Raw genomic sequence first — 22,501 nt, 5'->3', positions numbered from 1 at the left:
CAACATATGAACGTCGCAAACCGACAATTGCCAAGGCCTCAAGGCTTTATCGTTGAGTCACCCGATTTCGTCGCTGTCGGTTCCCGTGGACTGACAGACCGTGAGCACTCCGCTCCGGACCGAAGAACACAAGCGGCGGCCTCCCCCCGAGTAGAGGCCGGCCTAATAAGAAATTTCGGAAGTACGCGCGCCTCGGTTCGAGGTGCAGAACCCGCCCAGGGAATGGGTTTCGTAACACTGCCAGAGGGCTGTCAGGTTCTCGAAACATTGTTATCCACACAGGCAAGACAGTCGGCATCACCAGGCTGGGCGTCATCGAGCGTCCGTTCTGGCTCCGTGTAGCTGACCTGGATGTCTACTGAAGGGGAAATATCCCATGCAGTCTGGAAAGATCGTGGTTCAAAACCTTTACAAGGTTTTCGGGCAACAACCGCAAGAAGCAATCGATTTACTCAAGCAAGGCTGGAGCAAGGAAAAGATCCTGGCCGAGCGCGGCGCCGTGATCGGCGTCAGCGATGTGTCCTTCAGCGTCAACGAAGGCGAGATCTTCGTGCTGATGGGCCTGTCGGGCTCGGGCAAATCGACCCTGATCCGTTTGATCAATCGTCTGATCGAGCCCACCGCCGGCGATGTCTTCATCGATGGTCAGAACGTCGCCAAGCTGCCCAAGTCGCAACTGATCGACCTGCGCCGCCGCGACATGAGCATGGTGTTCCAATCCTTCGCACTGATGCCCTCGCGCACGGTGCTGGACAACGCTGCCTTCGGCCTGGAAGTGGCCGGCAAGAGCAAGAAGGAACGCGAGAAGCGCGCCATGGAAGTGCTGGAGCAGGTCGGCCTGGCCAGCTTCGCCCACAAGTATCCCCATGAGCTGTCGGGCGGCATGCAGCAGCGCGTCGGCCTGGCCCGCGCCCTGGCGGTCGACCCGTCGATGATCATCATGGACGAGGCCTTCTCCGCCCTCGACCCGCTCAAGCGCCGCGAGATGCAGGACGTGCTGCTGGACCTGCAGAAGAAGCACAGCCGCACCATCATCTTCGTGTCCCACGATATCGAAGAGGCCATGCGCATCGGTTCGCGCATCGGCATCATGGAAGGCGGCAAGCTGATCCAGGTGGGCACGCCCCAGGAGATCATCGAGAATCCGGCCAACGACTACGTGCGCAACTTCTTCAACACGGTCGACACCAGCCGCTACCTCACCGCCGGCCAGCTCAAGTCCGACAGCGTTCCGCTGTTCGTGCACAACGGCAGGGCGCCCGACGCCCAGACCGTCTGCCAGAAGCTGCAGGCCATGGACAAGCACTACGCCTTCATCGTCGACGAGAAGAACATGTTCCGCGGCTCTATCAGCCTGGAGAAGATCGCTCTGCTGGTCGAAGGCGGTCGCACCCTGGACCTCGAGCACAACCTGCTCAAGCACATCGACCCGGTGCCGGAAGACCTGCCGCTCGACAGCGTCATCCAGCGCCTGGTGATCAATGAAGGGCCGATCCCGGTGGTCGACCAGAGTGGCCGCTACTGCGGCGCGATCAGCAAAGGCCGCCTGCTGAGCCGCCTGCGGGGAGAATGACGATGAGCGAGAAACTGGATCTGGGCAGCTGGGTCAACGATGTCGTCCAGCACCTTCTGGAAAACTACAGCGGCGCCTTCGAAAGCGTCGGTAACGTGGTCAGCGGCTTCTCCGAGCTGATCGAACGCTTCCTGCTCTGGCCGCCGGCCTGGGTGATCATCGCCGTCTTCGTCGGCCTCGGCTTCTGGCGCATCGGCGCCAAGTTCGCCGCCTTCACCGCGGCGTCCTTGATCCTGATCGTGATGACCGGGTTCTGGGAGCAGACCGTGGTCACCCTCGGCCTGACCTTCTCCTCCACCCTGATCAGCCTGCTGCTCGGCATCCCGCTGGGCATCTGGGCCGCCAAGAGCGAGCGCGTGGCCGTGGTCATCCGTCCGATCCTGGACTTCATGCAGACCATGCCGGCCTTCGTCTACCTGATCCCGGCCGCCATGCTCTTCGGCCTCGGCCGTGTGCCCGGCATCATCGCCACGGTGATCTTCGCCATGCCCCCGGCGGTGCGCCTGACCGCACTGGGTATCCGCCAGGTGAACAAGGAAATCGTCGAAGCCGGCCAATCCTTCGGCTGCACCCCGTGGCAGCTGCTATACAAAGTGCAGCTGCCCAATGCCATGCCCTCGATCATGGCCGGGGTCAACCAGACGATCATGATGGCGTTGTCCATGGTGATCATCGCGTCGATGGTCGGCGCCGGCGGCCTGGGTAACGATGTACTCGCCAGTATCCAGCGCCTGGACATTGGCCTGGGCTTCGAAAGCGGCATGGCAGTGGTACTGCTGGCAATCATCCTCGACCGCATCACCGAAAGCTTCGGAACGCGCCAGACCACCCGCGGTCGTGTCTTTGGCCGGCTCGGCGCGAGATTGCAGCGGCAGCAAGCGCAGTAAAGAACGCTTCATCCTTCAAAGTCAGGGAGTCGCTTGATGAAAAAAATGAAAAAAGTCGCTGCACTGGGCCTGCTGGCCTGCGCACTGACCCAGGGCGCCTGGGCCCAGGAGCCGCAGAGCTGCAAGCAGGTCCGTTTCGCCGAAATCGGCTGGGCCGACATCGCCGCCACCACGGGTGTGGCCATGGTGCTGACCGAGGGACTGGGCTACACCCCGCGCAAGATCATGGCGTCCGTGCCCATCGCCTTCACCGGGGTGAAGAACAAGCAGATCGACGTGTTCCTCGGCTACTGGGCTCCATCCATGGACGCGGTGATCGAGCCCTTCACCAAGGACAACGGCGTGAAAGTGCTGCCGACCCCGAACCTGGAAGGCGCCAAGTACACCCTGGCGGTTCCGACCTACGCGGCTGATGCGGGCCTGAAGAGCTTCCAGGACATCGCCAAGTTCAAGGACCAGCTCGGCGGCAAGATCTACGGCATCGAACCGGGTAACGACGGCAACCTGCTGATCGACAAGATGATCAAGGGCGACCAGTTCGGCCTGGGCGAATTCCGCATGGTCGAGTCCTCCGAGGCCGGCATGCTGGTGCAGGTGCAGCGCGCAGTGAAGAAGAAGGAGCCGGTGGTGTTCCTGGGCTGGGCACCGCACCCGATGAACACCCAGTTCGACATCACCTACCTCGCCGGCGGCGATGATGTATTCGGTCCGGACTACGGCGCCGCCAAGGTCTTCACCGTGATCCCGCCGGACTACGAGCAACGCTGCGCCAACGTCGGCAAGCTGCTGAACAACCTGCAGTTCAATGTGCAGATGGAAAGCCAGCTGATGGAGAAGATCCTCGAGAAGGAGGATCCGGTGAAAGTCGCCACCACCTGGCTCAAGGCCAACCCGGCCGCGCTGGACAAGTGGCTGGCCGGCGTCACCACCTATGACGGCCAGGACGGCGCCACCGCCGTGAAGAAACACCTCGGTCTGTAACACCCCGGGCCCCGTCCGGGGCCCCGTTCCTTGCAATTCGCCAATCGCGGTCCGGCAACGGGCCGCGAGGGGCACTGTCGCGAAACCCGCCTGAGAACGGGTCATCGACCACGTAGTTGGCTGCCAATCCCACCTGATGGAGCAATACGTATGCGCAAGTTGAAATCCGTGTATCTGAAAACCCTCGGCGTCGCCGCCCTCGCCTTTGGCATGGGCCTGGCCAATGCCGCGGACAAACCCACCCTGAAGATCGGCTACGTGAACGGCTGGGACGACAGCGTCGCCGCCACCTATGTAGCGGGCGAAATCCTCAAGGAGAAACTGGGTTACGGCGTAGAACTCCAGCCCGTCGAACCGGCCATCATGTGGCAAGGCGTGGCCCGCGGTGACCTGGACGCCACCCTCTCCGCCTGGCTGCCGGCCACCCACGGCGAGTACTACGCCAAGCTGAAGGACAAGGTGGTGGTGCTCGGCTCCAACTACAAAGGCGCGAAGATCGGCCTTATCGTTCCTGACTACGTGCAGGCCAAATCCATCGAAGACCTGGGCAAGTACAGCAAGGACTTCGACGGCAAGATCACCGGCATCGACGCCGGCGCGGGTGTGATGCGCCGCACCGAAGACGCCATCAAGCAATACAACCTCGACATCAAGCTGATGCCCAGCTCCGGCCCGGCCATGGCCACCGCCCTGACCCGCGCCGAGAAGGCCCAGAAGCCGATCGTGGTCACCGGCTGGATTCCGCACTGGATGTTCGCCAAGTGGAAGCTGCGCTTCCTGGAAGACCCGAAAAAGGTCTATGGCGATGACGAGCACGTCGACACCGTGGTCAACCCGGGTCTGGAAGCCAAGGCCGCCGAAGCCACCGCGTTCCTGAAGAAGTTCTCCTGGAGCGGCGAGGAAGTGGGCGCCGTGATGCTGGCCATCCGCGAAGGCGCCAAGCCGGAAGCGGCCGCCAAGGACTGGATCGCCAAGAACCCCGAGCGCGTGGACGACTGGCTGAAGTAAGCCCTCCCGCGTAGCGAGCCCCCACCGACTGCAAGGCCGGTGGGGGTTTTGCTTTTTTCGGTGCCTGATCCTGGCCTTGTAGGGGCGAATTCATTCGCCAAGCAGGCCGAAGGTCTGCCCTGTAAGGGGGAACGGCGCAGCTGCGCCGCCCTTGGCGAATGAATTCGCCCCTACATTGAAGTCAGCCCTACCTGGACTCGCCGCCCCCGATCAATCCCCTCGATTGATCGATCAATCGATTACCCCCTAGACTGCGCGCTCCCCGAATCCCGCACAGACTGGTGGAAATACCCGATGCCCAAGGTCGGAATGCAGCCGATCCGCCGTTCGCAGTTGATCCAGGCCACTCTCGAAGCCGTCGACCAGGTAGGCCTGGGCGATGCCAGCATCGCCTATATCGCCCGCGTCGCCGGGGTGTCCAACGGCATCATCAGCCATTATTTCCAGGACAAGAACGGCCTGCTGGAAGCCACCATGCGGCACCTGATGGCCGCGCTCAGCTCCGCCGTGCGCCAACGCCGCGCCACCCTGCGCGAAGACACTCCCCGCGCTCACCTGCGGGCCATAGTCGCCGGCAACTTCGACGACAGCCAGGTCAGCGGCCCGGCCATGAAGACCTGGCTGGCCTTCTGGGCCGCCAGCATGCACCAGCCGTCCCTGCGCCGCCTGCAGCGGATCAACGACCACCGGCTCTATTCAAACCTCTGCTGCGAACTGCGCCGCACCCTGCCCCGCGAGGACGCCCGCGCCGCCGCCCGCGGCCTGGCCGCACTGATCGACGGCCTCTGGCTGCGCGGCGCCCTGTCGGGCGATGCCTTCAACATCGATCAGGCCCTGCAGATCGCCTACGACTACCTCGACCAGCAGCTCGCAAAAGCCGAAACACTGTAGGGGCGAATTCATTCGCCAAGGGCAGCGCAGCTGCCCCCTTCAAAATCCCAGGGCAGACCTTCGGCCTGCTTGGCGAATGAATTCGCCCCTACAAGGACACAGTCCGTCCACAAACGAAAAAGCCCGGTCTTGGACCGGGCTTTTTCATTTCACGCCAATGGCCGATCAGGCCACTTCGCCACGCAGCACCGGCTGCACGACCGGGGTCGGCTGCTGCGCCGCCAGGTCCGCCTTCATGGTCTTCAGGAGGGCGAACATGTAGAGCAGCAGCACCACCGAGAACGGTAGGCCAGCCAGCACCACCACCGTCTGCATGGCGGTGAAATTACCGGCGAACAGCAGGCCGATGGTCGCCAGGGTCACCACGGCCGACCAGAAGATACGCAGCCAGTTCGGCGCGTCCTCGTCCAGGTCGCCCTCTTCGCGGGACAGGTTGGCCAGCATCACCGAGCCGGAGTCAGCCGGAGTGAGGAAGAGCACGAAGCCGACGCAGATCGACAGGCCGATCACCGCCTTGGCCCAGGGGTAATGCTCCAGCAGCAGGTAGATGGACATGGCCGGCTGTTCCAGCGCCGCCTTGCCCAGGTCCGCCGCGTTCTGGTTCATCACCAGGTCGATGGCGCTGTTACCGAACACCGAGAGCCAGGCCAGGGTGAAGCCCAGCGGTATCAGCAGCACACCGCTGACCAGTTCGCGCACGGTACGGCCACGGGAGATACGGGCCACGAACATGCCGACGAAGGGCGCCCAGGATATCCACCAGGCCCAGTAGAACAGGGTCCACAGGCCCATCCACTCTTCGCTCTTGCCGGATTGGCCGGTGTAGACGTAGAGGTCGAAGGTCTTCAGCACCAGGCCGTTGAGGTAGTCGCCCAGGTTCTGCACGAAGCCGTTGAGCAGGTGCAGGGTCTGGCCGGCCAGCAACACGAACACCAGCAGGCCGCTGAACAGGATGATGTTCAGGTTGGACAGGCGGCGGATGCCCTTCTCGATGCCGGACACCGCGGCCAGGGTGGCCACCGCGCTCATCACCAGGATCACCGCCAGCAGCGCGCCCTGGCTATGGGGCATGCCGAACAGGTATTCGAGTCCGGAAGACACCTGCAACGAGCCGATGCCGAGATTGGTCACCAGGCCCAGCAGGGTCACGAAGATCCCGAAGCAGTCCACCGCGTTGCCCACCGAGCCCTTCATCAGGCGTTCGCCGAACAGCGGGTAGAGCGCCGAGCGCAGCGCCAGCGGTTTGTTGTGGCGGTAGGCGAAGTAGCCGACAGCCAGGCCCACCAGCGCATAGATGGCCCAGCCATGCACGCCCCAATGGAGGAAGGTCAGCTGCAACGCCTGGCGCGCGGCGAACTGGCTGCCCGGCTGGCCTTCCGGCGGGTTGTAGAGGTGATCGATGGGCTCGGACGCGGCGAAGTAGAGCAGCGAAATGCCGATGCCCGAGGAGAACAGCATGCCGGCCCAGGCGCCGTAGCTGAAGTCCGGCTTGCTGTCGTCGGCGCCCAGGCGCAGTTGGCCGTAGCGGGAGAAGGCGACGTAGAGGACGAAGAACAGGTACGCGCCGATGGCCAGCATGTAGTACCAGCCGAAACTGCGCGACAGCCAGGCCTGGGCCTTGCCGAGCCAGGCGCCGGCACTGTCGGGGAAGACGATCAAGGCAACCGTGAGAAGCAGGATAAGCGCGGTGGATCCGTAGAACACGACCGGATTCAGGCGCACCTTCCCATGGCTTGTTGTTGTTGAAGCTTTACTCATTGGGACGTTCCAGGGCAGTGAAAGCAGGCGCCTCATGGGCGCAACGACAGACCCGCGGCCGCAGCCGGCGACGGGTGGCAACCGCCGGCCGAAGGCCTGGAATCGGGTGCGGCGAACTGCCGCACACCGTTCCATGGTGCGCATCCTATTCTTTGTTGTTTGAACGATCAATCAAAATAAAGTAGGCTGGATTTCAACCCGTCCGGAAAGGCCCGGAAGAAGAGGAAATCCCAATGCCCAAAGTCGGAATGCAGCCCCTGCGCCGCACCCAGCTGATCCACGCCACCCTCGAGGCGGTGGACCAGGTCGGCATGGGCGACGCCAGCATTTCCTACATCGCGAAGCTGGCCGGGGTTTCCAACGGCATCATCAGCCACTACTTCCAGGACAAGAACGGCCTGCTGGAAGCCACCATGCGCTTCCTCATGAACGATCTGCAGGACGCGGTGCGCAAGCGCCGCGAAGCCATGCGCGACGAGACCGCGCGCGGCTACATCCGCTCCATCATCGACGGCAACTTCGACGAGACCCAGGTCAACGGCCCGGCCATGAAGACCTGGCTGGCGTTCTGGGCCAGCAGCATGCACCAGCCGTCGCTGCGCCGTTTGCAGCGCATCAACGACCTGCGCCTGTACTCGAACCTCTGCTGGCAGTTCCGCCGCGAACTCGAAGCCGGGCGTGCCCGCGCCGCCGCCCGCGGCCTGGCCGCCCTGATCGATGGCCTCTGGCTGCGCGGCGCCCTGTCCGGCGAAGCCTTCGATACCGCGCAGGCGCGCCGGATCGCCTACGAATTCCTTGATCAACAACTGGCCAGGCAGGCGGCTTGAACCGCCCGGCCACCTTGCGCTCATCACTTACAAGAGAGGACAACCACCATGGCCCGATTCGAAGAACAGAAGCTCTACATTGGCGGCCGCTACGTCGAGGCCACCAGCGGCGCCAGCTTCGAGACCGTCAACCCGGCCAATGGTGAAGTGCTCGCCAAGGTCCAGCGCGCCAGCAAGGACGACGTCGAGCGCGCCGTCGCCAGCGCAGTGGAAGGCCAGAAGGTCTGGGCCGCGATGACCGCCATGCAGCGCTCGCGCATCCTGCGCCGCGCCGTGGACATCCTGCGCGAGCGCAACGACGAGCTGGCCGAGCTGGAAACCCTGGACACCGGCAAGCCGCTGGCCGAAACCCGCGCCGTGGACATCGTCACCGGCGCCGACGTGATCGAGTACTACGCCGGCCTGATCCCCGCCATCGAAGGCGAGCAGATCCCCCTGCGCGAAACCAGCTTCGTCTACACCCGCCGCGAGCCCCTGGGCGTGGTCGCCGGTATCGGCGCCTGGAACTACCCGGTGCAAATCGCCATGTGGAAATCCGCTCCAGCGCTCGCCGCCGGCAACGCCATGATCTTCAAGCCCAGCGAAGTCACTCCGCTGACCGCCCTGAAACTGGCCGAGATCTACACCGAGGCCGGCGTGCCGGACGGCGTGTTCAACGTCCTCACCGGCAGCGGCCGTGAAGTCGGCCAGTGGCTGACCGAGCACCCGCTGATCGAGAAGATCTCCTTCACCGGCGGCACCTCAACCGGCAAGAAGGTGATGGCCAGCGCCTCCAGCTCGTCGCTCAAGGAAGTGACCATGGAACTGGGCGGCAAGTCGCCGCTGATCATCTTCGAAGACGCCGACCTCGACCGCGCCGCCGACATCGCCGTCATGGCCAACTTCTTCAGCTCCGGCCAGGTCTGCACCAACGGCACCCGCGTATTCGTGCCGCGCGCCCTGCAGGCCCGCTTCGAGGCCAAGGTGATCGAGCGCGTCAAGCGCATCCGCCTGGGCAACCCGGAAGACGCCAACACCAACTTCGGCCCGCTGACCAGCTTCGCCCACATGGAAAGCGTGCTCGGCTACATCGAGGCCGGCCGCAAGGAAGGCGCGCGCCTCCTGATCGGCGGCGAGCGCGTCACCGACGGCGAATTCGCCAAGGGCGCCTATGTGGCCGCCACCGTGTTCAGCGACTGCACCGATGACATGACCATCGTCCGCGAGGAAATCTTCGGCCCGGTGATGAGCATCCTGGTCTACGACACCGAGGAAGAAGTGATCCGCCGCGCCAACGACACCGAGTACGGCCTGGCCGCCGGCGTGGTCACCCGCGACCTGGCCCGCGCCCACCGCGTGATCCACAAGCTGGAAGCCGGCATCTGCTGGATCAACACCTGGGGCGAGTCCCCCGCCGAAATGCCGGTGGGCGGCTACAAGCAGTCCGGCGTCGGCCGCGAGAACGGCCTGACCACCCTGGCCCACTACACCCGCATCAAGTCGGTGCAGGTCGAGATGGGCGATTACTACTCGGTGTTCTGAAAACAGCTACAAGCTGCAAGCCACAAGCTGCAAGAAAAAAGCCGGAACCGCTCACGCTTCTACTCGCGGCTTGAAGCTTGCAGCTTTCATCCGAAGGATGCTGCTCTATGGAATTCGATTACATCATCGTTGGCGCCGGCTCCGCCGGTAACGTCCTGGCCACCCGCCTGACCGAAGACGCCAATGTCAGCGTGCTGCTGCTGGAAGCCGGCGGCCCGGACTATCGCCTGGACTTCCGTACCCAGATGCCCGCCGCCCTCGCCTTCCCGCTGCAGGGCCGCCGCTACAACTGGGCCTACGAGACCGATCCGGAGCCCTACATGAACAACCGCCGCATGGAGTGCGGCCGTGGCAAGGGCCTGGGCGGCTCCTCGCTGATCAACGGCATGTGCTACATCCGCGGCAACGCCCTGGACTTCGACAGCTGGGCCAAGCTCCCGGGCCTGGAAGACTGGACCTACCTGGACTGCCTGCCCTACTTCCGCAAGGCGGAGACCCGCGACATCGGCCCCAACGACTTCCACGGCGGCGAAGGCCCGGTGAGCGTGACCACGCCCAAGGCCGGCAACAACCCGCTGTTCCACGCCATGGTCGAGGCCGGCGTGCAGGCCGGTTACCCGCGCACCGAGGACCTCAACGGCTACCAGCAGGAAGGCTTCGGTCCCATGGACCGTACCGTGACCCCGGAAGGCCGCCGCGCCGCGACCGGCCGCGGCTACCTGGACCAGGCACGCAACCGCTCGAACCTGACCATCGTCACCCACGCACTGAGCGACCGCATCCTGTTCAGCGGCAAGCGCGCCATCGGCGTCGCCTACCTCAAGGGCAACAGCGACACCCCGATCACCGCCCGTGCCCGCCGCGAAGTGCTGGTGTGCAGCGGCGCCATCGCCTCGCCGCAGCTGCTGCAGCGTTCCGGCGTCGGCCCGGCGGCCCTGCTGCGCGACCTCGACGTGCCGGTGGTGCATGACCTGCCGGGCGTCGGCGCCAACCTGCAGGACCACCTGGAGCTCTACCTGCAGTACGCCTGCAAGGAGCCGGTGTCCATCTACCCCGCCACCAAGTGGTGGAACCAGCCGGCGATCGGCGCCGAGTGGATGCTCCTCGGCACGGGCCTGGGCGCCAGCAACCAGTTCGAGGCCGGCGGCTTCATCCGCACCCGTGCGGAATTCGCCTGGCCGAACATCCAGTTCCACTTCCTGCCGGTGGCGATCAACTACAACGGCAGCAAGGGCGTGCAGGAGCACGGTTTCCAGGCGCACATGGGTTCCATGCGTTCGCCGAGCCGCGGCCGCATCCTCCTCAAGTCCAAGGACCCGCGCCAGCACCCGAGCATCCTGTTCAACTACATGTCCCATGAGCAGGACTGGCAGGAATTCCGCGACGGCATCCGCCTCACCCGCGAGATCATGGCCCAGCCGGCGCTGGACCCGTATCGCGGCCGCGAGCTGAGCCCCGGCGCCAACCTGAAGTCCGACGCCGAGCTGGACGAGTTCATCCGTACTCACGCGGAAACCGCCTTCCACCCCTCCTGCTCCTGCAAGATGGGCACCGACGACATGGCGGTGGTGGACGGCCAGGGCCGCGTGCACGGCATGGAAGGCCTGCGGGTGGTGGACGCCTCGATCATGCCGGAGATCATCACCGGCAACCTCAACGCGACCACCATCATGATCGCCGAGAAGATCGCCGACAAAATCCGCAATCGCAAACCGCTGCCGCGCAGCACCGCCAGCTACTACGTGGCGGGCGACAAGCCGGTACGCGGCAAGCCGGTGCGTCAGCTGTAAGGCTGGCCGCTCCAGGCAGAAGGCCCCAGGCGCTATGCGCCCGGGGCCTTTTCATTTCCGCGGGATGGAAATAACTCTGTAGGGGCGAATTCATTCGCCAAGGGCGACGAAGTCGCCCCGGGGCGTCTCAAGAGCGGACCTTCGGCCCGCATGGCGAATGAATTCGCCCCTACAGGAAACGCAGGCCTTGCTCCGGCGCCCTACTCCGGCAACTCCTGCCGGATCATCCAGTGCCCGCTGGGCGGCATCAGGTGGCTGACGTCGAAGTCCTTCAGGTTCTCCCGGTCAATCACCTCTATCTTCGGGCTGACCAGGGTCGCGAGCCGCTTGCCTTCCAGCGCCCGCACCGCCAGGTCCACCGCGACCCGCGCCTGGATTACCGGAGAATCGGTGGGCGCGGCCAGGATGGTGCCGTCGCCGATGGCCTCCAGCACCCGCTCGGTGGCGTAGAACGACACCACCTGGGCCTTGTAGCGGCTGCCACGGGCACGCACCAGCTGAGCGGCGAAGGCAGCCGCCTCGGCATTGCCGAGGATGTAGTCGAGCTGCGGCTCGCGGGCCAGCAACTGGCGCACCAGCACCGCCTGGGTGGAGCGGTCCACCGGGCCATAGCCCGCCGATATCAGGGTCATGTGGGTGCCGGCGGTCACCTCGGCCAGACTGCGTTCCGCAGCCTCCACCCAACCGGCGCCCTTCGGGCCGGGCACCCAACCCACTCGCACCGGTCGGCCTTTGCTGTGGTTGCGGATATAGCCAATGGCCGCTTGCACCATGCCCGCGAAATCCACTCGTGAACGTGCGGTGACGCCGGGGCAGTCGATGCCGTTGACCAGATCGATCACCGGCACCTTGTCGCGCTTGAGCAGGGCGATCTCGTCGCACAGCCCCTTGGCTTTGATGGCGGCGATCACATAGGCATCCGCGGCGAGCTGCCCGCAGCGGGTCAATTGCGCCCGTTGCATGTCCGGGTACTGGTAGCCACCGGCTTCGTACACCCCGAGCTGGACGCCTTGGCGTTGCGCCTCCTCATGCAGCCCCCAAGCCACACCCCACCAGTAGCGGTCCATGCCATGGGGCAGCAGCGCGCAGATGCGCCAGGGCTTGCTCGCCTTTTCAAGCGGCCGGTAGCTGGCTTCCCGACCGTCCACCTCGACCTGCTGCGGATACCACTCGGCCGCAAGGCCGGGCGCGACGCTCAGGCAGCTCAACAATAGGGCACAGAGAGTCCGCATGGGGACATTCCTATCCTCAGGGTGGATAACAGGGTCGGATAGTCGCAAGCCTAGCAGCCGGATACCAGCGGACCCTCGCGCCCGTCAGCCGGGTCGCCCGGTAGCAGGGCCAGGCCTGTTAAACTGCGCGCCATTTCGACTTGCAGGCCCGTCCCGTGACCACCACCGCCTTTTCTTCGCTGCCCCTCTGCGAGGCCACCCTGACCAACCTGGAGACCCTGGGCTATCGCGACATGACGCCGATCCAGGCCCAGGCCCTGCCGCTGATCCTCAAGGGCCAGGACTTGATCGCCCAGGCCAAGACCGGCAGCGGCAAGACCGCCGCCTTCGGCATCGGCCTGCTGGAACCGCTCAATCCACGCTTCTTCGGTTGCCAGGCGCTGGTGCTCTGCCCCACCCGCGAACTGGCCGACCAGGTCGCCAAGGAAATCCGCCGCCTGGCCCGTGGTCACGGCAATATCAAGGTGCTGACCCTTTGCGGCGGCGTGCCTTTCGGGCCCCAGGTTGGCTCCCTGGAGCACGGCGCCCATGTCATCGTCGGCACCCCGGGCCGCGTGCAGGAACACCTGCGCAAGGGCACGCTGGTGCTGGACGGCCTCAACACCCTGGTGCTGGACGAAGCCGACCGCATGCTCGACATGGGCTTCTACGACAGCATCGCCGAGATCATCGGCCAGCTCCCGGCGCGCCGGCAGACGCTGCTGTTCTCCGCCACTTACCCGGCGGGCATCGCCCAACTGGCCAAGACCTTCATGCGCGACCCACAGCAGGTGAAGGTAGAGGCGCTGCATGACGACAGCCAGATCGAACAGCGCTTCTACGAGATCGACCCGCGCCAGCGCATGGACGCCGTGCTGCGCCTGCTGCAAAGCAACCGCCCGCAATCCTGCGTCGCCTTCTGCCACACCCGCCAGCAGTGCCAGGAACTGGAAGCCCACCTGCGCGACAACGGCATCTCCGCCCAGTCGCTGCACGGCGACCTGGAGCAGCGCGAGCGCGACCAGGTGCTGGCCCTGTTCGCCAACCAGAGCTGCAGCGTGCTGGTGGCCACCGACGTCGCCGCGCGCGGCCTGGATATCGTCGGGCTGGAAGCGGTGATCAACGTCGAACTGTCCCGCGATCCCGAAGTGCACATCCATCGCGTCGGCCGCAGCGGCCGCGCCGGCGAAAAGGGCCTCGCCCTGAGCCTGGTGGCGCCAGCCGAAGCCAACCGCGCCCAGGCCATCGAGGAGCTGCAGCAGGCACCGCTGAACTGGCAGCGCATCGATGAGCTGATCGTGAAGAACCGGGAGCCGCTGCTGCCCCCGATGGCCACCCTGTGCATCAACGGCGGGCGCAAGGAAAAACTGCGCCCCGGTGACATCCTCGGTGCCCTCACCGGAGACGCCGGGCTACCCGGCAACCAGGTGGGCAAGATCGCCATCTTCGACTTCCAGGCCTTCGTCGCCGTCGAACGCGGCGTCGCCAAGCAGGCGCTCAAGCGCCTCAGCGAGGGCCGCATCAAGGGGCGCTCCTATAAGGTGCGCATCCTCTGAGTTCAGTGCAGGCCGTGGCGGGCGAAGATGGCCTGGTAGGTGCCGTCTTCGCGCATGGCCTGGATGGCGCGGTCGAAATCTTCCACCAGTTGCTGGTGTCGCGGATGGCTGAGCCGCACCAGGATGTGCGCGCCGCTCTCGGAAAGCGGCTCGGGCAGGAACTCCAGCTGGTCACTGATGCCCTTCAATTCGCGGTTCAGGTAGAAGCGCGCCACCAGCTCGTCCTCCAAGGCCAATTGCACACGTCCGGCGGCGAGCATCCGCGCGGCCATCGGGAAGTCCGTCACCGGCACCTTGTGCAGGCTGGTATCGGCATCGAAGGCCGGCGAATAGCGGTAGCCGCGCCCCACGGCGATGCTGTAGCGCCTGAGATCGGCGGGGGTATGGAAATCGACCGTGGTGTCCTTGCGCTTGAGGAAGCGGATGCGGTTGGTCAGGTAGGGTTTCGAGAACTGGCCGAAACGGGCGCGCTCGTCGCTGTACCAGGCGCTGACGAGCAGGTCGTATTCGCCCATCTCCAGGCCGCGCAAGGCTCGGGCCCAGGGCACCTCGACATACACGACGACATGCCCGGCGCGCTTCAGGGCGGTGCGGACCAATTCGCTCGCCAGGCCATCGCCGGACAGCCGGGCGTCGGTGAAGGGTGGCCAGAGATTTGCAGCCATGCGCAGCGTTTCGGCGTTGACGCCGGCACAGGCGAGCAGCAGGGCGAACAGGGCAGTAGCAAGGCGACTTCTCATGCGGGCATCCGCGAACAGGTTTGGCCGGCAGGTTTATCCAGCCTGTACCAAATCTTCGGCATCGACCAGCGCCAGGCGGAACCGATGTACCTGAATTTCGTCTGCATCCCTGTGACTTCCGGCACTCGGCGACAGACCAAGAGATCGAATGCGACAGGGCGGCTGACAGCGCCCACACCAACACTTAGGCTGTAGCCGGCAGCACAGCCGCAACCGGACATCCGCCCACAAGGCCCATATGCCCTCGACCCGATTCAACCAAACGCTGCGCCGCCTCTGGGCGCTGGACAAGTTCAGCTACAGCCTGCGCGTCTTCGTCGCCCTTACCGGGAGCATGGCGCTGTGCTGGCAGCAGGACCGCATGGAGCTGCTGATCCCGCTCTTCCTCGGCATCATCGCCAGCGCCCTGGCGGAGACCGATGACAGCTGGCAGGGCCGTCTCACCGCACTGCTGGTGACCCTCGGCTGCTTCAGCGTCGCCTCGCTCTCGGTGGAACTGCTGTTCCCCTATCCCTGGATCTTCGTCAGCGCCCTGGCCCTGGCCAGCTTCGGCCTGACCATGCTCGGCGCTCTCGGCGAGCGCTACGCCGCCATCGCCTCGGCAACGCTGATCCTCTCCATCTACACCATGATCGGTGTCGACCAGCGCAACGGCGTACCCGACAACCTCTGGCAGGAGCCCCTCCTGCTGGTGGCCGGCGCCGCCTGGTACGGCCTGCTCTCGGTACTCTGGCAGGCGCTTTTCACCCATCAGCCGGTACAGCAGAGCCTGGCCAAGCTGTTCCACGAGCTGGGGCAGTACCTCAAGCTGAAATCCGCGCTGCTGGAGCCGGTGCGCCATCTGGATGGAGAGGCGCGACGCCTGGAACTGGCCAAGCAGAACGGCAAGGTGGTGGCCGCACTGAACGCGGCCAAGGAAATCATCCTGCACCGGGTCGGCAACGGTCGCCCGGGGCCCAAGGTGAACCGCTACCTCAAGCTCTACTTCCTGGCCCAGGACATCCACGAACGCGCCAGCTCGTCCCATCATCCGTACAACGAGCTCGCCGAGGCCTTTTTCCACAGTGACGTGCTGTTCCGTTGCCAGCGCCTGCTGCGCCAGCAGGGCGGTGCCTGCCAGGCCCTGGGGCGGGCCATCCAGATGCGCCAGCCCTTCGACTACCTGGACGGCACCCAGGCCCTGGAAGACCTGAACAAGTCCCTGGAACACCTGCGCATCCAGAGCAATCCCGCCTGGCGCAGCCTGCTGCGCTCGCTCAACGCCCTGGCGCGCAACCTCGCCACCCTGGATCGCCTGCTCACCGATTCCAGCAACCCCGAGGCCCTCGCCGAGGCCCAGGATGCCAGCCTGCTGGACCGCTCGCCCCAGGGCCTGAAGGACGTCTGGGAACGCCTCAAGCAGAACCTCACGCCCACCTCCCTGGTGTTCCGCCACGCCCTGCGCATGGCCCTGGCGCTGGCCGCCGGCTACGGCGTGCTGCACCTGATCCACCCGCAACAGGGTTACTGGATCCTGCTGACCACGGTATTCGTCTGCCAGCCCAACTTCGGTGCCACGAGGCGCAAGCTGGTGCAGCGGATCGCCGGCACCCTGCTCGGCCTGGCGCTGGGCTGGGCGCTCTTCGACCTGTTCCCCGGCGCCCTGGTGCAATCGGTCTTCGCCGTGGTCGCCGGGGTGGTGTTCTTCGCCACCCGCACGACCCGCTATACCCTGGCCACCGCCGCCATCACCCTGCTGGTGCTGTTCTGCTTCAACCAGGTCGGCGACAGCTACGGCCTGTTCCTGCCGCGCCTGGTGGATACCCTGCTCGGGGCGCTGATCGCCGGCCTGGCGGTGATCTTCATCCTCCCCGACTGGCAGGGCCGACGGCTCAACCAGGTGGTGGCCAACACCCTGGCCTGCAACAGCCGCTACCTGCGCCAGATCATGCAGCAGTACGCCAGCGGCAAGCGCGACGACCTCGCCTACCGCCTGGCCCGACGCAACGCCCACAACGCCGACGCGGCGCTGTCCACCACCCTGTCCAACATGCTCATGGAACCCGGCCACTTCCGTAAGGAGGCGGACGTCGGCTTCCGTTTCCTGGTGCTCTCCCACACGCTGCTCAGCTACCTCTCCGCCCTTGGCGCCCATCGCAGCGAGACGCCTGGCGAAGCCCTGACAGCCACCATCGAAGCCGCCGCCGAGCGCATCGCCGGCAGCCTCGACGAAATCGCCCTTGGCCTGGCCGAGAAGCGCGCGGTGAGCATCCAGGACGACGGGGAAGAGACCCTGGCCAAGGACCTGGCGCAACTGCCGGAAGACATGGACGACCGCCCGCGCCTGGTACAGACCGAACTGGGGCTGATCTGCCGCCAGTTGGGGGCGCTGCGGACGCTGGCCGCGCATTTGCTGAATGAGGGGAAGGTGGCGTAGGCCCCATTCAGGAGCACAGAAATTTTGTAGGGGCGAATTCATTCGCCAAGCAGGCCGGAGGCCTGCCCTGACCGGTTCGAAGGGCGGCTTCGCCGCCCATGGCGAATGAACTCGCCTCTACAGGATGGTTGCCCCATCATCAGAGCCAGTGCGCATCCCAGAACGGATAGTCACCGAGCCTCTCCACCAGCCCAGCACGCAATGGGTTGGCCACTATGTAGCGGGCGACCTTGAGCACATCGTCCTCCTGGCGCAACGCATGGTCATGAAAGCCTCGCTGCCAAATGCCTGGACATCCTTGCAGATACAAGCCCAATTGGCGGGCGGAGCGCCCCTTGAGCACCTTGATAACGGTCGAAACGGATATGGGCCCTCGGAGTTGAAGCAACCAATGCAGATGGTCTGGCATCAGTACCCAGGCAATCGAATGGAGCAGATTCTGCTCCTGAAGCCGACGCATTTCAGCGATTACCATGCGGGCGCAGTTGAAGTCCCTGAACAGCGGCCTGCGACCTTCGGTTGTGGTGGTGATGTGGTAGATCTGACCGACCGTCGATATCCGGCCCTTGAAGAGGTCATCCCTTGGCATATCCATTGCCTCGTTGTGCAGAAGGCAACGACTCTATTGGGCAAAAGGCGAGCACTGGGCTAAGGCGTCTGCAGAAATGGATGATCCAGCCCGCGGAAGACTCCGATTCGGGCGCAGCCTTTGTAGGGGCGAATTCATTCGCCAAGCAGACCGAAGGTCTGCCCTTTGAAGTCACAGGGGCCGCTTCGCGTCCCTTGGCGAATAAATTCGCCCCTACAGGTTTCAGAGACCTCGGGGGTCAAACCTCCCCCATCAACTCCCTCACCGTCTCCCCCACCGCCCGCACCGCTGCCTCGATCGCCGGGGTCGGCTTGGACGAATAGTTCATCCGCAGGCAGTTCCGGTACTTGCCTGAGGCGGAGAAGATGCTGCCGGCGGCGATCTGCACGCCCTTGGGCAGCAGGGCACGGTTCAGGCGCAGGGTGTCGAAATCCTCGGCCAGCTCCACCCAGAGCATGAAGCCGCCCTGGGGCCGGCTGGCGCGGGTGCCTTCGGGGAAGTAGCGCATCACCCAGTCGATCATCTGGTCGCGGCTGTGCTGGTACTGACTGCGCATGCGCCGCAGGTGCGGTTCGTAATGGCCGTGGCCGATGAAGTCGGCCAGGGCCAGTTGCGGCTGGGTGGCGGTGGCGCCGGTGGAGATGTATTTCATGTGCAGCACCCGGTCGAGGTAGCGGCCGGGGGCGATCCAGCCGACGCGGATGCCGGGGGCCACGGTCTTGGAGAACGAACTGCAGAGCAATACGCGGCCGTCGTCGTCGAATGACTTGATGGTGCGCGGTCGCGGGTACTGGTAGGCGAGGTCGCCGTAGACGTCGTCTTCGAGGATCGCCACGTCATAGCGCTGGGCCAGGGTCAGCAAAGCGCGCTTGCGCGCCTCCGGCATGATGTAGCCCAGCGGGTTGTTGCAACTGGGGGTGAGCTGGATCAGCTTGATCGGCCATTGCTCCAGGGCCATTTCCAGGGCCTCCAGACTGATGCCGTTGAGCGGGTCGGTGGGCAGTTCCAGGGCCTTCATGCCAAACCCCTTGAGTCGCTGCATGGTGCCGTGAAAGCTCGGCGAATCCACCGCGACTATGTCGCCCGGCTCGCAGGTGGAGCGGATGGCCACCGACAGGGCCTCGTGGCAGCCGGTGGTGATGACGATATCGCTGGCGGGGATCTGGCAGCCCGAGTCCAGCGCCAGGCGCGACACCTGCTCACGCAGGGCCTCGGTGCCATAGATGCTGTCGTAGTTGAGGCAGCTGGAATCCTGGCGCCGGCTGATCCGGCCGAGGCTGCGCAGCAGCGGTTTCAAGGTCGGGCTGGTGATGTCGGGCACGCCACGACCGAGTTGCACGACGTTGTCCCTGGCACTGCGCTTGACCAGGTCGAGCACGTCGTTCCACTGGGAGACATCCACCGGACGCTGCAGCGCCTGGCTCACCGCCGGCAACGCCGGGGTCTTGCGTTTCTGCGGGACGAAGTAGCCGGACTTGGGCCGCGGCTCGGCCAGGCCACTGTCCTCGAGAATCCGGTAGGCCTGCTGCACCGTGCTCAGGCTCACCCCGTGCTCCAGGCTCAGGGCACGCACCGAGGGCAGGCGGTCGCCAGGGCGGTAATAGCCCTGTTCGATACGTTCGCCAAGGGTCTCGGCCAGCTTGATATAGAGCTTCATGACAGTCTCCCGAATCTGCACGCATCCGGATCGGCACCAATACAGATGATCCCGAAACGGAGGATTCAGATAGGAAATCACGCAATCTGTATGAAGAAAATACACAGATCGTGAATCTGTATTGAGACTTTTCCTACGGCCATCATGTCTCCACCCCGATCCACCACAGGGCATGAGGAACACGACGATGAACGGCCTGAGCGATGTACGCCTGACTCTCCAAGCACGGGAACTGGAACAGGAGCAACGCCCCCCCGTGTCCCTGGCCCCCATCCCGCTGGGCAACCGCTGGGAGCGCTTCTGGATGCGCCTGCACACCCGCCATCAGCTGCTGGAGCTGGATGATCACGCCTTGCGGGACGTCGGCCTGACCCGCGCCCAGGCGCTGGACGAGGCGTTGAAGCCTTTCTGGAAGCTCTGACTCAGGGCCAGGCCTTCCAGTCGCTGGAAGGCCTGTTCAGCGGCGCCTGCAGGCTCTGGAAAGCAGGCAGTGCCTGGAGCCGCCGCAGGGCCTCCGCCAGGCGTTGGTCCACCAGCTTGCCGCGGGGATTGTCCGGCACCAGCCAGTTCACCGGGTAGAGCCCGAAGTCCTGGGCGCGGAGTTGTTGGCGCAGGCCAAGCCGATCGATCTCATGTTCGGTCTCGTTCACCGCGAAGACATAGCCATCGATGCGGCCCCGCACCAGTTTCTGCAGACTGCTCTCGATGCTGTTGCCCGACAGCGCCGGAAAGCCCAGCCAGGGCGCGTGGGCGCGGTCGGTCTCGACCTTGTAGGGAAAGGCCAGTCCGCGCAGCGCCGGGTCCACGGTCGGGGCGGCGAGCTGTTCCTGCAATTCGTCCAGCCGCCAGCTGCGGCCCAGCAGGGGCGCCAGCTGCGCCTGCTGCTGGGCACTCAGGCCGCTGGCGGTTAGGCGCTCGGCACTCAGCACATGGACAGGGTCGCGCAACTGGGCCACGCCAAGGGCATTGTCGCGCCGGGTGAAGAGGCCGAAGCGCACCTGCCACAGGCTGCCGGAGCCGTAGCGCAGCCCCGCCGGCAGACGCGGCAGGTTGCCCAGGAAGGGCACCTGGAACTCGCACTGGCCGTTCTGCAGCACATGAAAAGTGCGGGCGAAGGGCATGATCTGCAGCTCGAAATCGATGTCCGGCAGCTGTTCATCGAGGCCGCGGACCAGGTCGATCAGGGGCCCGCTGCCATTGGCTTCGGCCAGTCCCGGTACCTCGGCCACCGCCACCCGCCACCGCTCCGCAGCCAGGGTGACGGGAGGCCAGGCCAGACACAGGCCGAGGCAGAGCATCGCGAACAGGCGCATGGATCACCCACAGGGAAAAGGTACGCCTGAGTATAGGTGCGGGTTCTAGCGCAGCAGGCTGGCCGTGCGCTGGATGGCGTCCTGATGCGCGGCCACCAGGGCCAGGCCACCTCCGGCATCCAGCGCATCCAGGGGCGGCACCAGCTTGCGGAAGGCACTGAGCGCTTCGATGGCCGGCAACTGGGCGAAGTGACCTTCGTCCCGCTGGGCGTGGTAGAGGCCGAGGTTGACCAGGTCGATCAGCCCCAGACGACTGCCGCTCTCGGCATCCCACTGCCTGGCGTTGCGCACGACCTCTATGTAGCCCTCGTCCACCGCCCATTTCTTCAGCACGATCACCCCCAGGGATTTGCCGTATTCGCGGCAGAGTCGCGCATAGACGTCGGGCGTCGGCACCTGGCTGGCGTCCTTGAACGCCGATAGCACCGCCAGTTCCCCCACGTCGCACAACAGGCTGGCCAGCAGCGCGTGATCCGCCGGCGCGAAGCCCAGGGGGCGTGCCAGCACGGCACTGACGGCGGCCTGGCGGGTCAGGCGCGCCCAGACGCCAATGAACAGCTGCTTGTGAGCGACGCTGTGGAGGGTGAAGAGGCTCTTCAGGCTGTGCACCAGGGTGATGCGGTCCACCTCCTGCAGGCCGAGCAGACGGATCACGTCTTCCAGCGTCTTGGGCGGTTGGGTCGTGCGGAACACGATGCTGGACGCATGCTTCATCAACAGCGCACTGAGGGCCGGGTCCCGGCTGATGACCTGCTTGAGCCGGGCGACGCTGACATTCGGGTCGGCCAGGGCGCGGCGAATCTCCAGGGTGATCATCGGCAGGCTGGGCAGCTGCTCTTCGCCATTCATCAGCTGCGTGACGACCTTGCGGTAAATCGAATAGTCCGACTCTGCTGCGCTCAAACCGATTCTCCCCTTTCTTTTTCTGGCGGCAGTGTAGCCGGGCCGGCGATGCCCGCCCACCGGTACGCTCGCGGGAGCGGAGGGTCTATCAGGGCAACGGCACGCCGTAAGGCCTGGCGAGCTTCGCCAGCCGGCCATCGGCGCGCATCTGCCGCAGCACCCGGCCGATGTCATCGCGCAGCTGGTGGTGGGATTCGCCCCGGGGCAGGGCGAGGTAGCCGATCTGGGTATCGATCACAGGGGTGAGGCGCCGCACCTGCTTGGCGATGCCCAGGGCCTCGATGCGCGGGATGGAGTCCCGCTCGTTGCTCGCCGTCAGGTCGGCGCGGCCGGCCATGAGCAGCTTGAATGCCAGCTCCACCGAAGGCGCGACGTGCAGGTCGAGCTGGTCGCGCATGGCGTCGAAACGCTCGCCGTAGCTCCAACCATGGATGATCGCGATGCGTTTGCCCATCAGGCTCACGGTGCTGCCGTCCCAGGAATAGCCGGAATCACTGCGGGCGTAGAAAACCACGTTGTCGCGGTAGAAGCCGGGCTCGGCGAACTGGAAGCGGCGCTCGCGGGCGGTAGTGCGGTAAGGGCCGATCAGCACGTCGGCGCGGCCTTCTTCCACCAGCTTCTGCGCGCGGGCCCAGGGGTAGGTCTCGAAGCGCACCCGGTCGCCCAACTCGGTAGCGACAGCGCGCATCACATCGACGCCCAGTCCGGCAGGCTGGCCATTGGGCGCCAGGGCATAGATGCCGGGGAACTCGGTGCCCACGGCGAGCAAGTCGCGGGCAGCGGCGAAGGGGACCAGGCCCAGCACCCAGAGAATGACGCAAAGGGTGCGGAATATCGGACGCATGCCCGCGGACCTCGGTCGGTTTCTCCCTTGAGCCTA

Annotated in this window: 19 protein-coding genes; 11 read left to right on the top strand and 8 right to left on the bottom strand. The window is 65.2% G+C overall.

What is annotated here, in order from left to right; genetic code table 11:
* Positions 1 to 376: 376 nt before the first annotated feature.
* The 5 genes from ACFW0H_RS07530 (at position 377) to betI (ACFW0H_RS07510) (ending at position 5,340) form a co-directional block, all read left to right on the top strand.
* Complete coding sequence (locus tag ACFW0H_RS07530) at positions 377 to 1,573, top strand: quaternary amine ABC transporter ATP-binding protein (protein ID WP_422913271.1); 1,197 nt, start codon at positions 377 to 379, stop codon at positions 1,571 to 1,573.
* Positions 1,574 to 1,575: 2 nt separating this feature from the next.
* The gene (locus ACFW0H_RS07525) at positions 1,576 to 2,460 is read left to right on the top strand and encodes an ABC transporter permease (protein ID WP_422913270.1); all 885 of its coding nucleotides are present in this window, start codon (positions 1,576 to 1,578) and stop codon (positions 2,458 to 2,460) included.
* Between the two features lie 36 nt (positions 2,461 to 2,496).
* Positions 2,497 to 3,441 carry a choline ABC transporter substrate-binding protein gene (locus ACFW0H_RS07520; protein WP_422913269.1) on the top strand — a complete coding sequence of 315 codons (945 nt, stop codon included), beginning with the start codon at positions 2,497 to 2,499 and terminating at the stop codon, positions 3,439 to 3,441.
* Between the two features lie 150 nt (positions 3,442 to 3,591).
* Positions 3,592 to 4,449 (top strand): glycine betaine ABC transporter substrate-binding protein, encoded by an 858-nt coding sequence (locus ACFW0H_RS07515; RefSeq protein ID WP_422913268.1) that lies wholly within the window; start codon positions 3,592 to 3,594, stop codon positions 4,447 to 4,449.
* Positions 4,450 to 4,743: 294 nt separating this feature from the next.
* Positions 4,744 to 5,340, top strand: a complete 597-nt coding sequence (gene betI / locus ACFW0H_RS07510) for a transcriptional regulator BetI (RefSeq protein WP_422913267.1) — start codon at positions 4,744 to 4,746, stop codon at positions 5,338 to 5,340.
* Positions 5,341 to 5,505: 165 nt separating this feature from the next.
* On the opposite strand, the gene ACFW0H_RS07505 is transcribed toward betI (ACFW0H_RS07510), so the two are convergent.
* Complete coding sequence (locus tag ACFW0H_RS07505) at positions 5,506 to 7,044, bottom strand: BCCT family transporter (protein ID WP_422913304.1); 1,539 nt, start codon at positions 7,042 to 7,044, stop codon at positions 5,506 to 5,508.
* Positions 7,045 to 7,331: 287 nt separating this feature from the next.
* Between ACFW0H_RS07505 and betI (ACFW0H_RS07500) the strand changes: the two genes are divergently transcribed.
* The 3 genes from betI (ACFW0H_RS07500) (at position 7,332) to betA (ending at position 11,236) form a co-directional block, all read left to right on the top strand.
* The gene (betI, locus tag ACFW0H_RS07500) at positions 7,332 to 7,925 is read left to right on the top strand and encodes a transcriptional regulator BetI (protein WP_422913266.1); all 594 of its coding nucleotides are present in this window, start codon (positions 7,332 to 7,334) and stop codon (positions 7,923 to 7,925) included.
* Between the two features lie 48 nt (positions 7,926 to 7,973).
* Positions 7,974 to 9,446 (top strand): betaine-aldehyde dehydrogenase, encoded by a 1,473-nt coding sequence (gene betB / locus ACFW0H_RS07495; RefSeq protein WP_422913265.1) that lies wholly within the window; start codon positions 7,974 to 7,976, stop codon positions 9,444 to 9,446.
* A gap of 107 nt (positions 9,447 to 9,553) precedes the next feature.
* On the top strand, positions 9,554 to 11,236 hold the full coding sequence (betA, locus tag ACFW0H_RS07490; RefSeq protein ID WP_422913264.1) for a choline dehydrogenase: 1,683 nt from the start codon (positions 9,554 to 9,556) through the stop codon (positions 11,234 to 11,236).
* Positions 11,237 to 11,436: 200 nt separating this feature from the next.
* Here the strand turns inward: betA and torT are convergent, their stop codons facing one another.
* On the bottom strand, positions 11,437 to 12,468 hold the full coding sequence (gene torT / locus ACFW0H_RS07485) for a TMAO reductase system periplasmic protein TorT (RefSeq protein WP_422913263.1): 1,032 nt from the start codon (positions 12,466 to 12,468) through the stop codon (positions 11,437 to 11,439).
* Between the two features lie 155 nt (positions 12,469 to 12,623).
* On the opposite strand from torT, the gene dbpA reads away from it, so the two are divergent.
* A complete protein-coding gene (gene dbpA, locus ACFW0H_RS07480; protein ID WP_422913262.1) occupies positions 12,624 to 14,003 on the top strand; it encodes an ATP-dependent RNA helicase DbpA in 1,380 nt (459 codons plus the stop codon).
* Between the two features lie 2 nt (positions 14,004 to 14,005).
* On the opposite strand, the gene ACFW0H_RS07475 is transcribed toward dbpA, so the two are convergent.
* Positions 14,006 to 14,743, bottom strand: a complete 738-nt coding sequence (locus ACFW0H_RS07475; protein ID WP_422913261.1) for a substrate-binding periplasmic protein — start codon at positions 14,741 to 14,743, stop codon at positions 14,006 to 14,008.
* A gap of 238 nt (positions 14,744 to 14,981) precedes the next feature.
* On the opposite strand from ACFW0H_RS07475, the gene yccS reads away from it, so the two are divergent.
* Positions 14,982 to 17,159 carry a YccS family putative transporter gene (gene yccS, locus ACFW0H_RS07470; protein WP_422913260.1) on the top strand — a complete coding sequence of 726 codons (2,178 nt, stop codon included), beginning with the start codon at positions 14,982 to 14,984 and terminating at the stop codon, positions 17,157 to 17,159.
* Between the two features lie 139 nt (positions 17,160 to 17,298).
* Here the strand turns inward: yccS and ACFW0H_RS07465 are convergent, their stop codons facing one another.
* Positions 17,299 to 17,748: an REP-associated tyrosine transposase gene (locus ACFW0H_RS07465; protein WP_422913259.1), complete on the bottom strand. Its 450-nt coding sequence runs from the start codon at positions 17,746 to 17,748 to the stop codon at positions 17,299 to 17,301.
* 238 nt (positions 17,749 to 17,986) lie between these two features.
* The gene (locus ACFW0H_RS07460; RefSeq protein ID WP_422913258.1) at positions 17,987 to 19,405 is read right to left on the bottom strand and encodes an aminotransferase-like domain-containing protein; all 1,419 of its coding nucleotides are present in this window, start codon (positions 19,403 to 19,405) and stop codon (positions 17,987 to 17,989) included.
* A gap of 187 nt (positions 19,406 to 19,592) precedes the next feature.
* On the opposite strand from ACFW0H_RS07460, the gene ACFW0H_RS07455 reads away from it, so the two are divergent.
* Positions 19,593 to 19,826 carry a DUF1127 domain-containing protein gene (locus ACFW0H_RS07455; RefSeq protein ID WP_422913257.1) on the top strand — a complete coding sequence of 78 codons (234 nt, stop codon included), beginning with the start codon at positions 19,593 to 19,595 and terminating at the stop codon, positions 19,824 to 19,826.
* A 1-nt stretch (position 19,827) separates the two neighbouring features.
* Here the strand turns inward: ACFW0H_RS07455 and ACFW0H_RS07450 are convergent, their stop codons facing one another.
* From ACFW0H_RS07450 to ACFW0H_RS07440, 3 genes are all read right to left on the bottom strand, one after another.
* Positions 19,828 to 20,718, bottom strand: coding sequence for a hypothetical protein (locus ACFW0H_RS07450; protein WP_422913256.1), 891 nt, complete (start codon positions 20,716 to 20,718; stop codon positions 19,828 to 19,830).
* A 45-nt stretch (positions 20,719 to 20,763) separates the two neighbouring features.
* Complete coding sequence (locus ACFW0H_RS07445) at positions 20,764 to 21,621, bottom strand: HDOD domain-containing protein (protein ID WP_422913255.1); 858 nt, start codon at positions 21,619 to 21,621, stop codon at positions 20,764 to 20,766.
* Positions 21,622 to 21,709: 88 nt separating this feature from the next.
* On the bottom strand, positions 21,710 to 22,465 hold the full coding sequence (locus ACFW0H_RS07440) for a substrate-binding periplasmic protein (protein ID WP_422913254.1): 756 nt from the start codon (positions 22,463 to 22,465) through the stop codon (positions 21,710 to 21,712).
* Positions 22,466 to 22,501 lie beyond the last annotated feature (36 nt).

Source organism: Metapseudomonas cellulosilytica, assembly GCF_049334135.1.
GTDB lineage: Bacteria > Pseudomonadota > Gammaproteobacteria > Pseudomonadales > Pseudomonadaceae > Metapseudomonas.
This window is presented reverse-complemented; position numbering and strand designations above follow the sequence as displayed.

Excerpts from the sequence above, each read along its gene's own strand:
- ACFW0H_RS07530 (WP_422913271.1), top strand. The coding sequence starts at position 377 with ATGCAGTCTGGAAAGATCGTGGTTCAAAACCTTTACAAGGTTTTCGGG.
- ACFW0H_RS07525 (WP_422913270.1), top strand. The coding sequence starts at position 1,576 with ATGAGCGAGAAACTGGATCTGGGCAGCTGGGTCAACGATGTCGTCCAG.
- ACFW0H_RS07520 (WP_422913269.1), top strand. The coding sequence starts at position 2,497 with ATGAAAAAAATGAAAAAAGTCGCTGCACTGGGCCTGCTGGCCTGCGCA.
- ACFW0H_RS07515 (WP_422913268.1), top strand. The coding sequence starts at position 3,592 with ATGCGCAAGTTGAAATCCGTGTATCTGAAAACCCTCGGCGTCGCCGCC.
- betI (WP_422913267.1), top strand. The coding sequence starts at position 4,744 with ATGCCCAAGGTCGGAATGCAGCCGATCCGCCGTTCGCAGTTGATCCAG.
- betI (WP_422913266.1), top strand. The coding sequence starts at position 7,332 with ATGCCCAAAGTCGGAATGCAGCCCCTGCGCCGCACCCAGCTGATCCAC.
- betB (WP_422913265.1), top strand. The coding sequence starts at position 7,974 with ATGGCCCGATTCGAAGAACAGAAGCTCTACATTGGCGGCCGCTACGTC.
- betA (WP_422913264.1), top strand. The coding sequence starts at position 9,554 with ATGGAATTCGATTACATCATCGTTGGCGCCGGCTCCGCCGGTAACGTC.
- torT (WP_422913263.1), bottom strand. The coding sequence starts at position 12,468 with ATGCGGACTCTCTGTGCCCTATTGTTGAGCTGCCTGAGCGTCGCGCCC.
- ACFW0H_RS07475 (WP_422913261.1), bottom strand. The coding sequence starts at position 14,743 with ATGAGAAGTCGCCTTGCTACTGCCCTGTTCGCCCTGCTGCTCGCCTGT.
- yccS (WP_422913260.1), top strand. The coding sequence starts at position 14,982 with ATGCCCTCGACCCGATTCAACCAAACGCTGCGCCGCCTCTGGGCGCTG.
- ACFW0H_RS07465 (WP_422913259.1), bottom strand. The coding sequence starts at position 17,748 with ATGCCAAGGGATGACCTCTTCAAGGGCCGGATATCGACGGTCGGTCAG.
- ACFW0H_RS07460 (WP_422913258.1), bottom strand. The coding sequence starts at position 19,405 with ATGAAGCTCTATATCAAGCTGGCCGAGACCCTTGGCGAACGTATCGAA.
- ACFW0H_RS07455 (WP_422913257.1), top strand. The coding sequence starts at position 19,593 with ATGAACGGCCTGAGCGATGTACGCCTGACTCTCCAAGCACGGGAACTG.
- ACFW0H_RS07450 (WP_422913256.1), bottom strand. The coding sequence starts at position 20,718 with ATGCGCCTGTTCGCGATGCTCTGCCTCGGCCTGTGTCTGGCCTGGCCT.
- ACFW0H_RS07440 (WP_422913254.1), bottom strand. The coding sequence starts at position 22,465 with ATGCGTCCGATATTCCGCACCCTTTGCGTCATTCTCTGGGTGCTGGGC.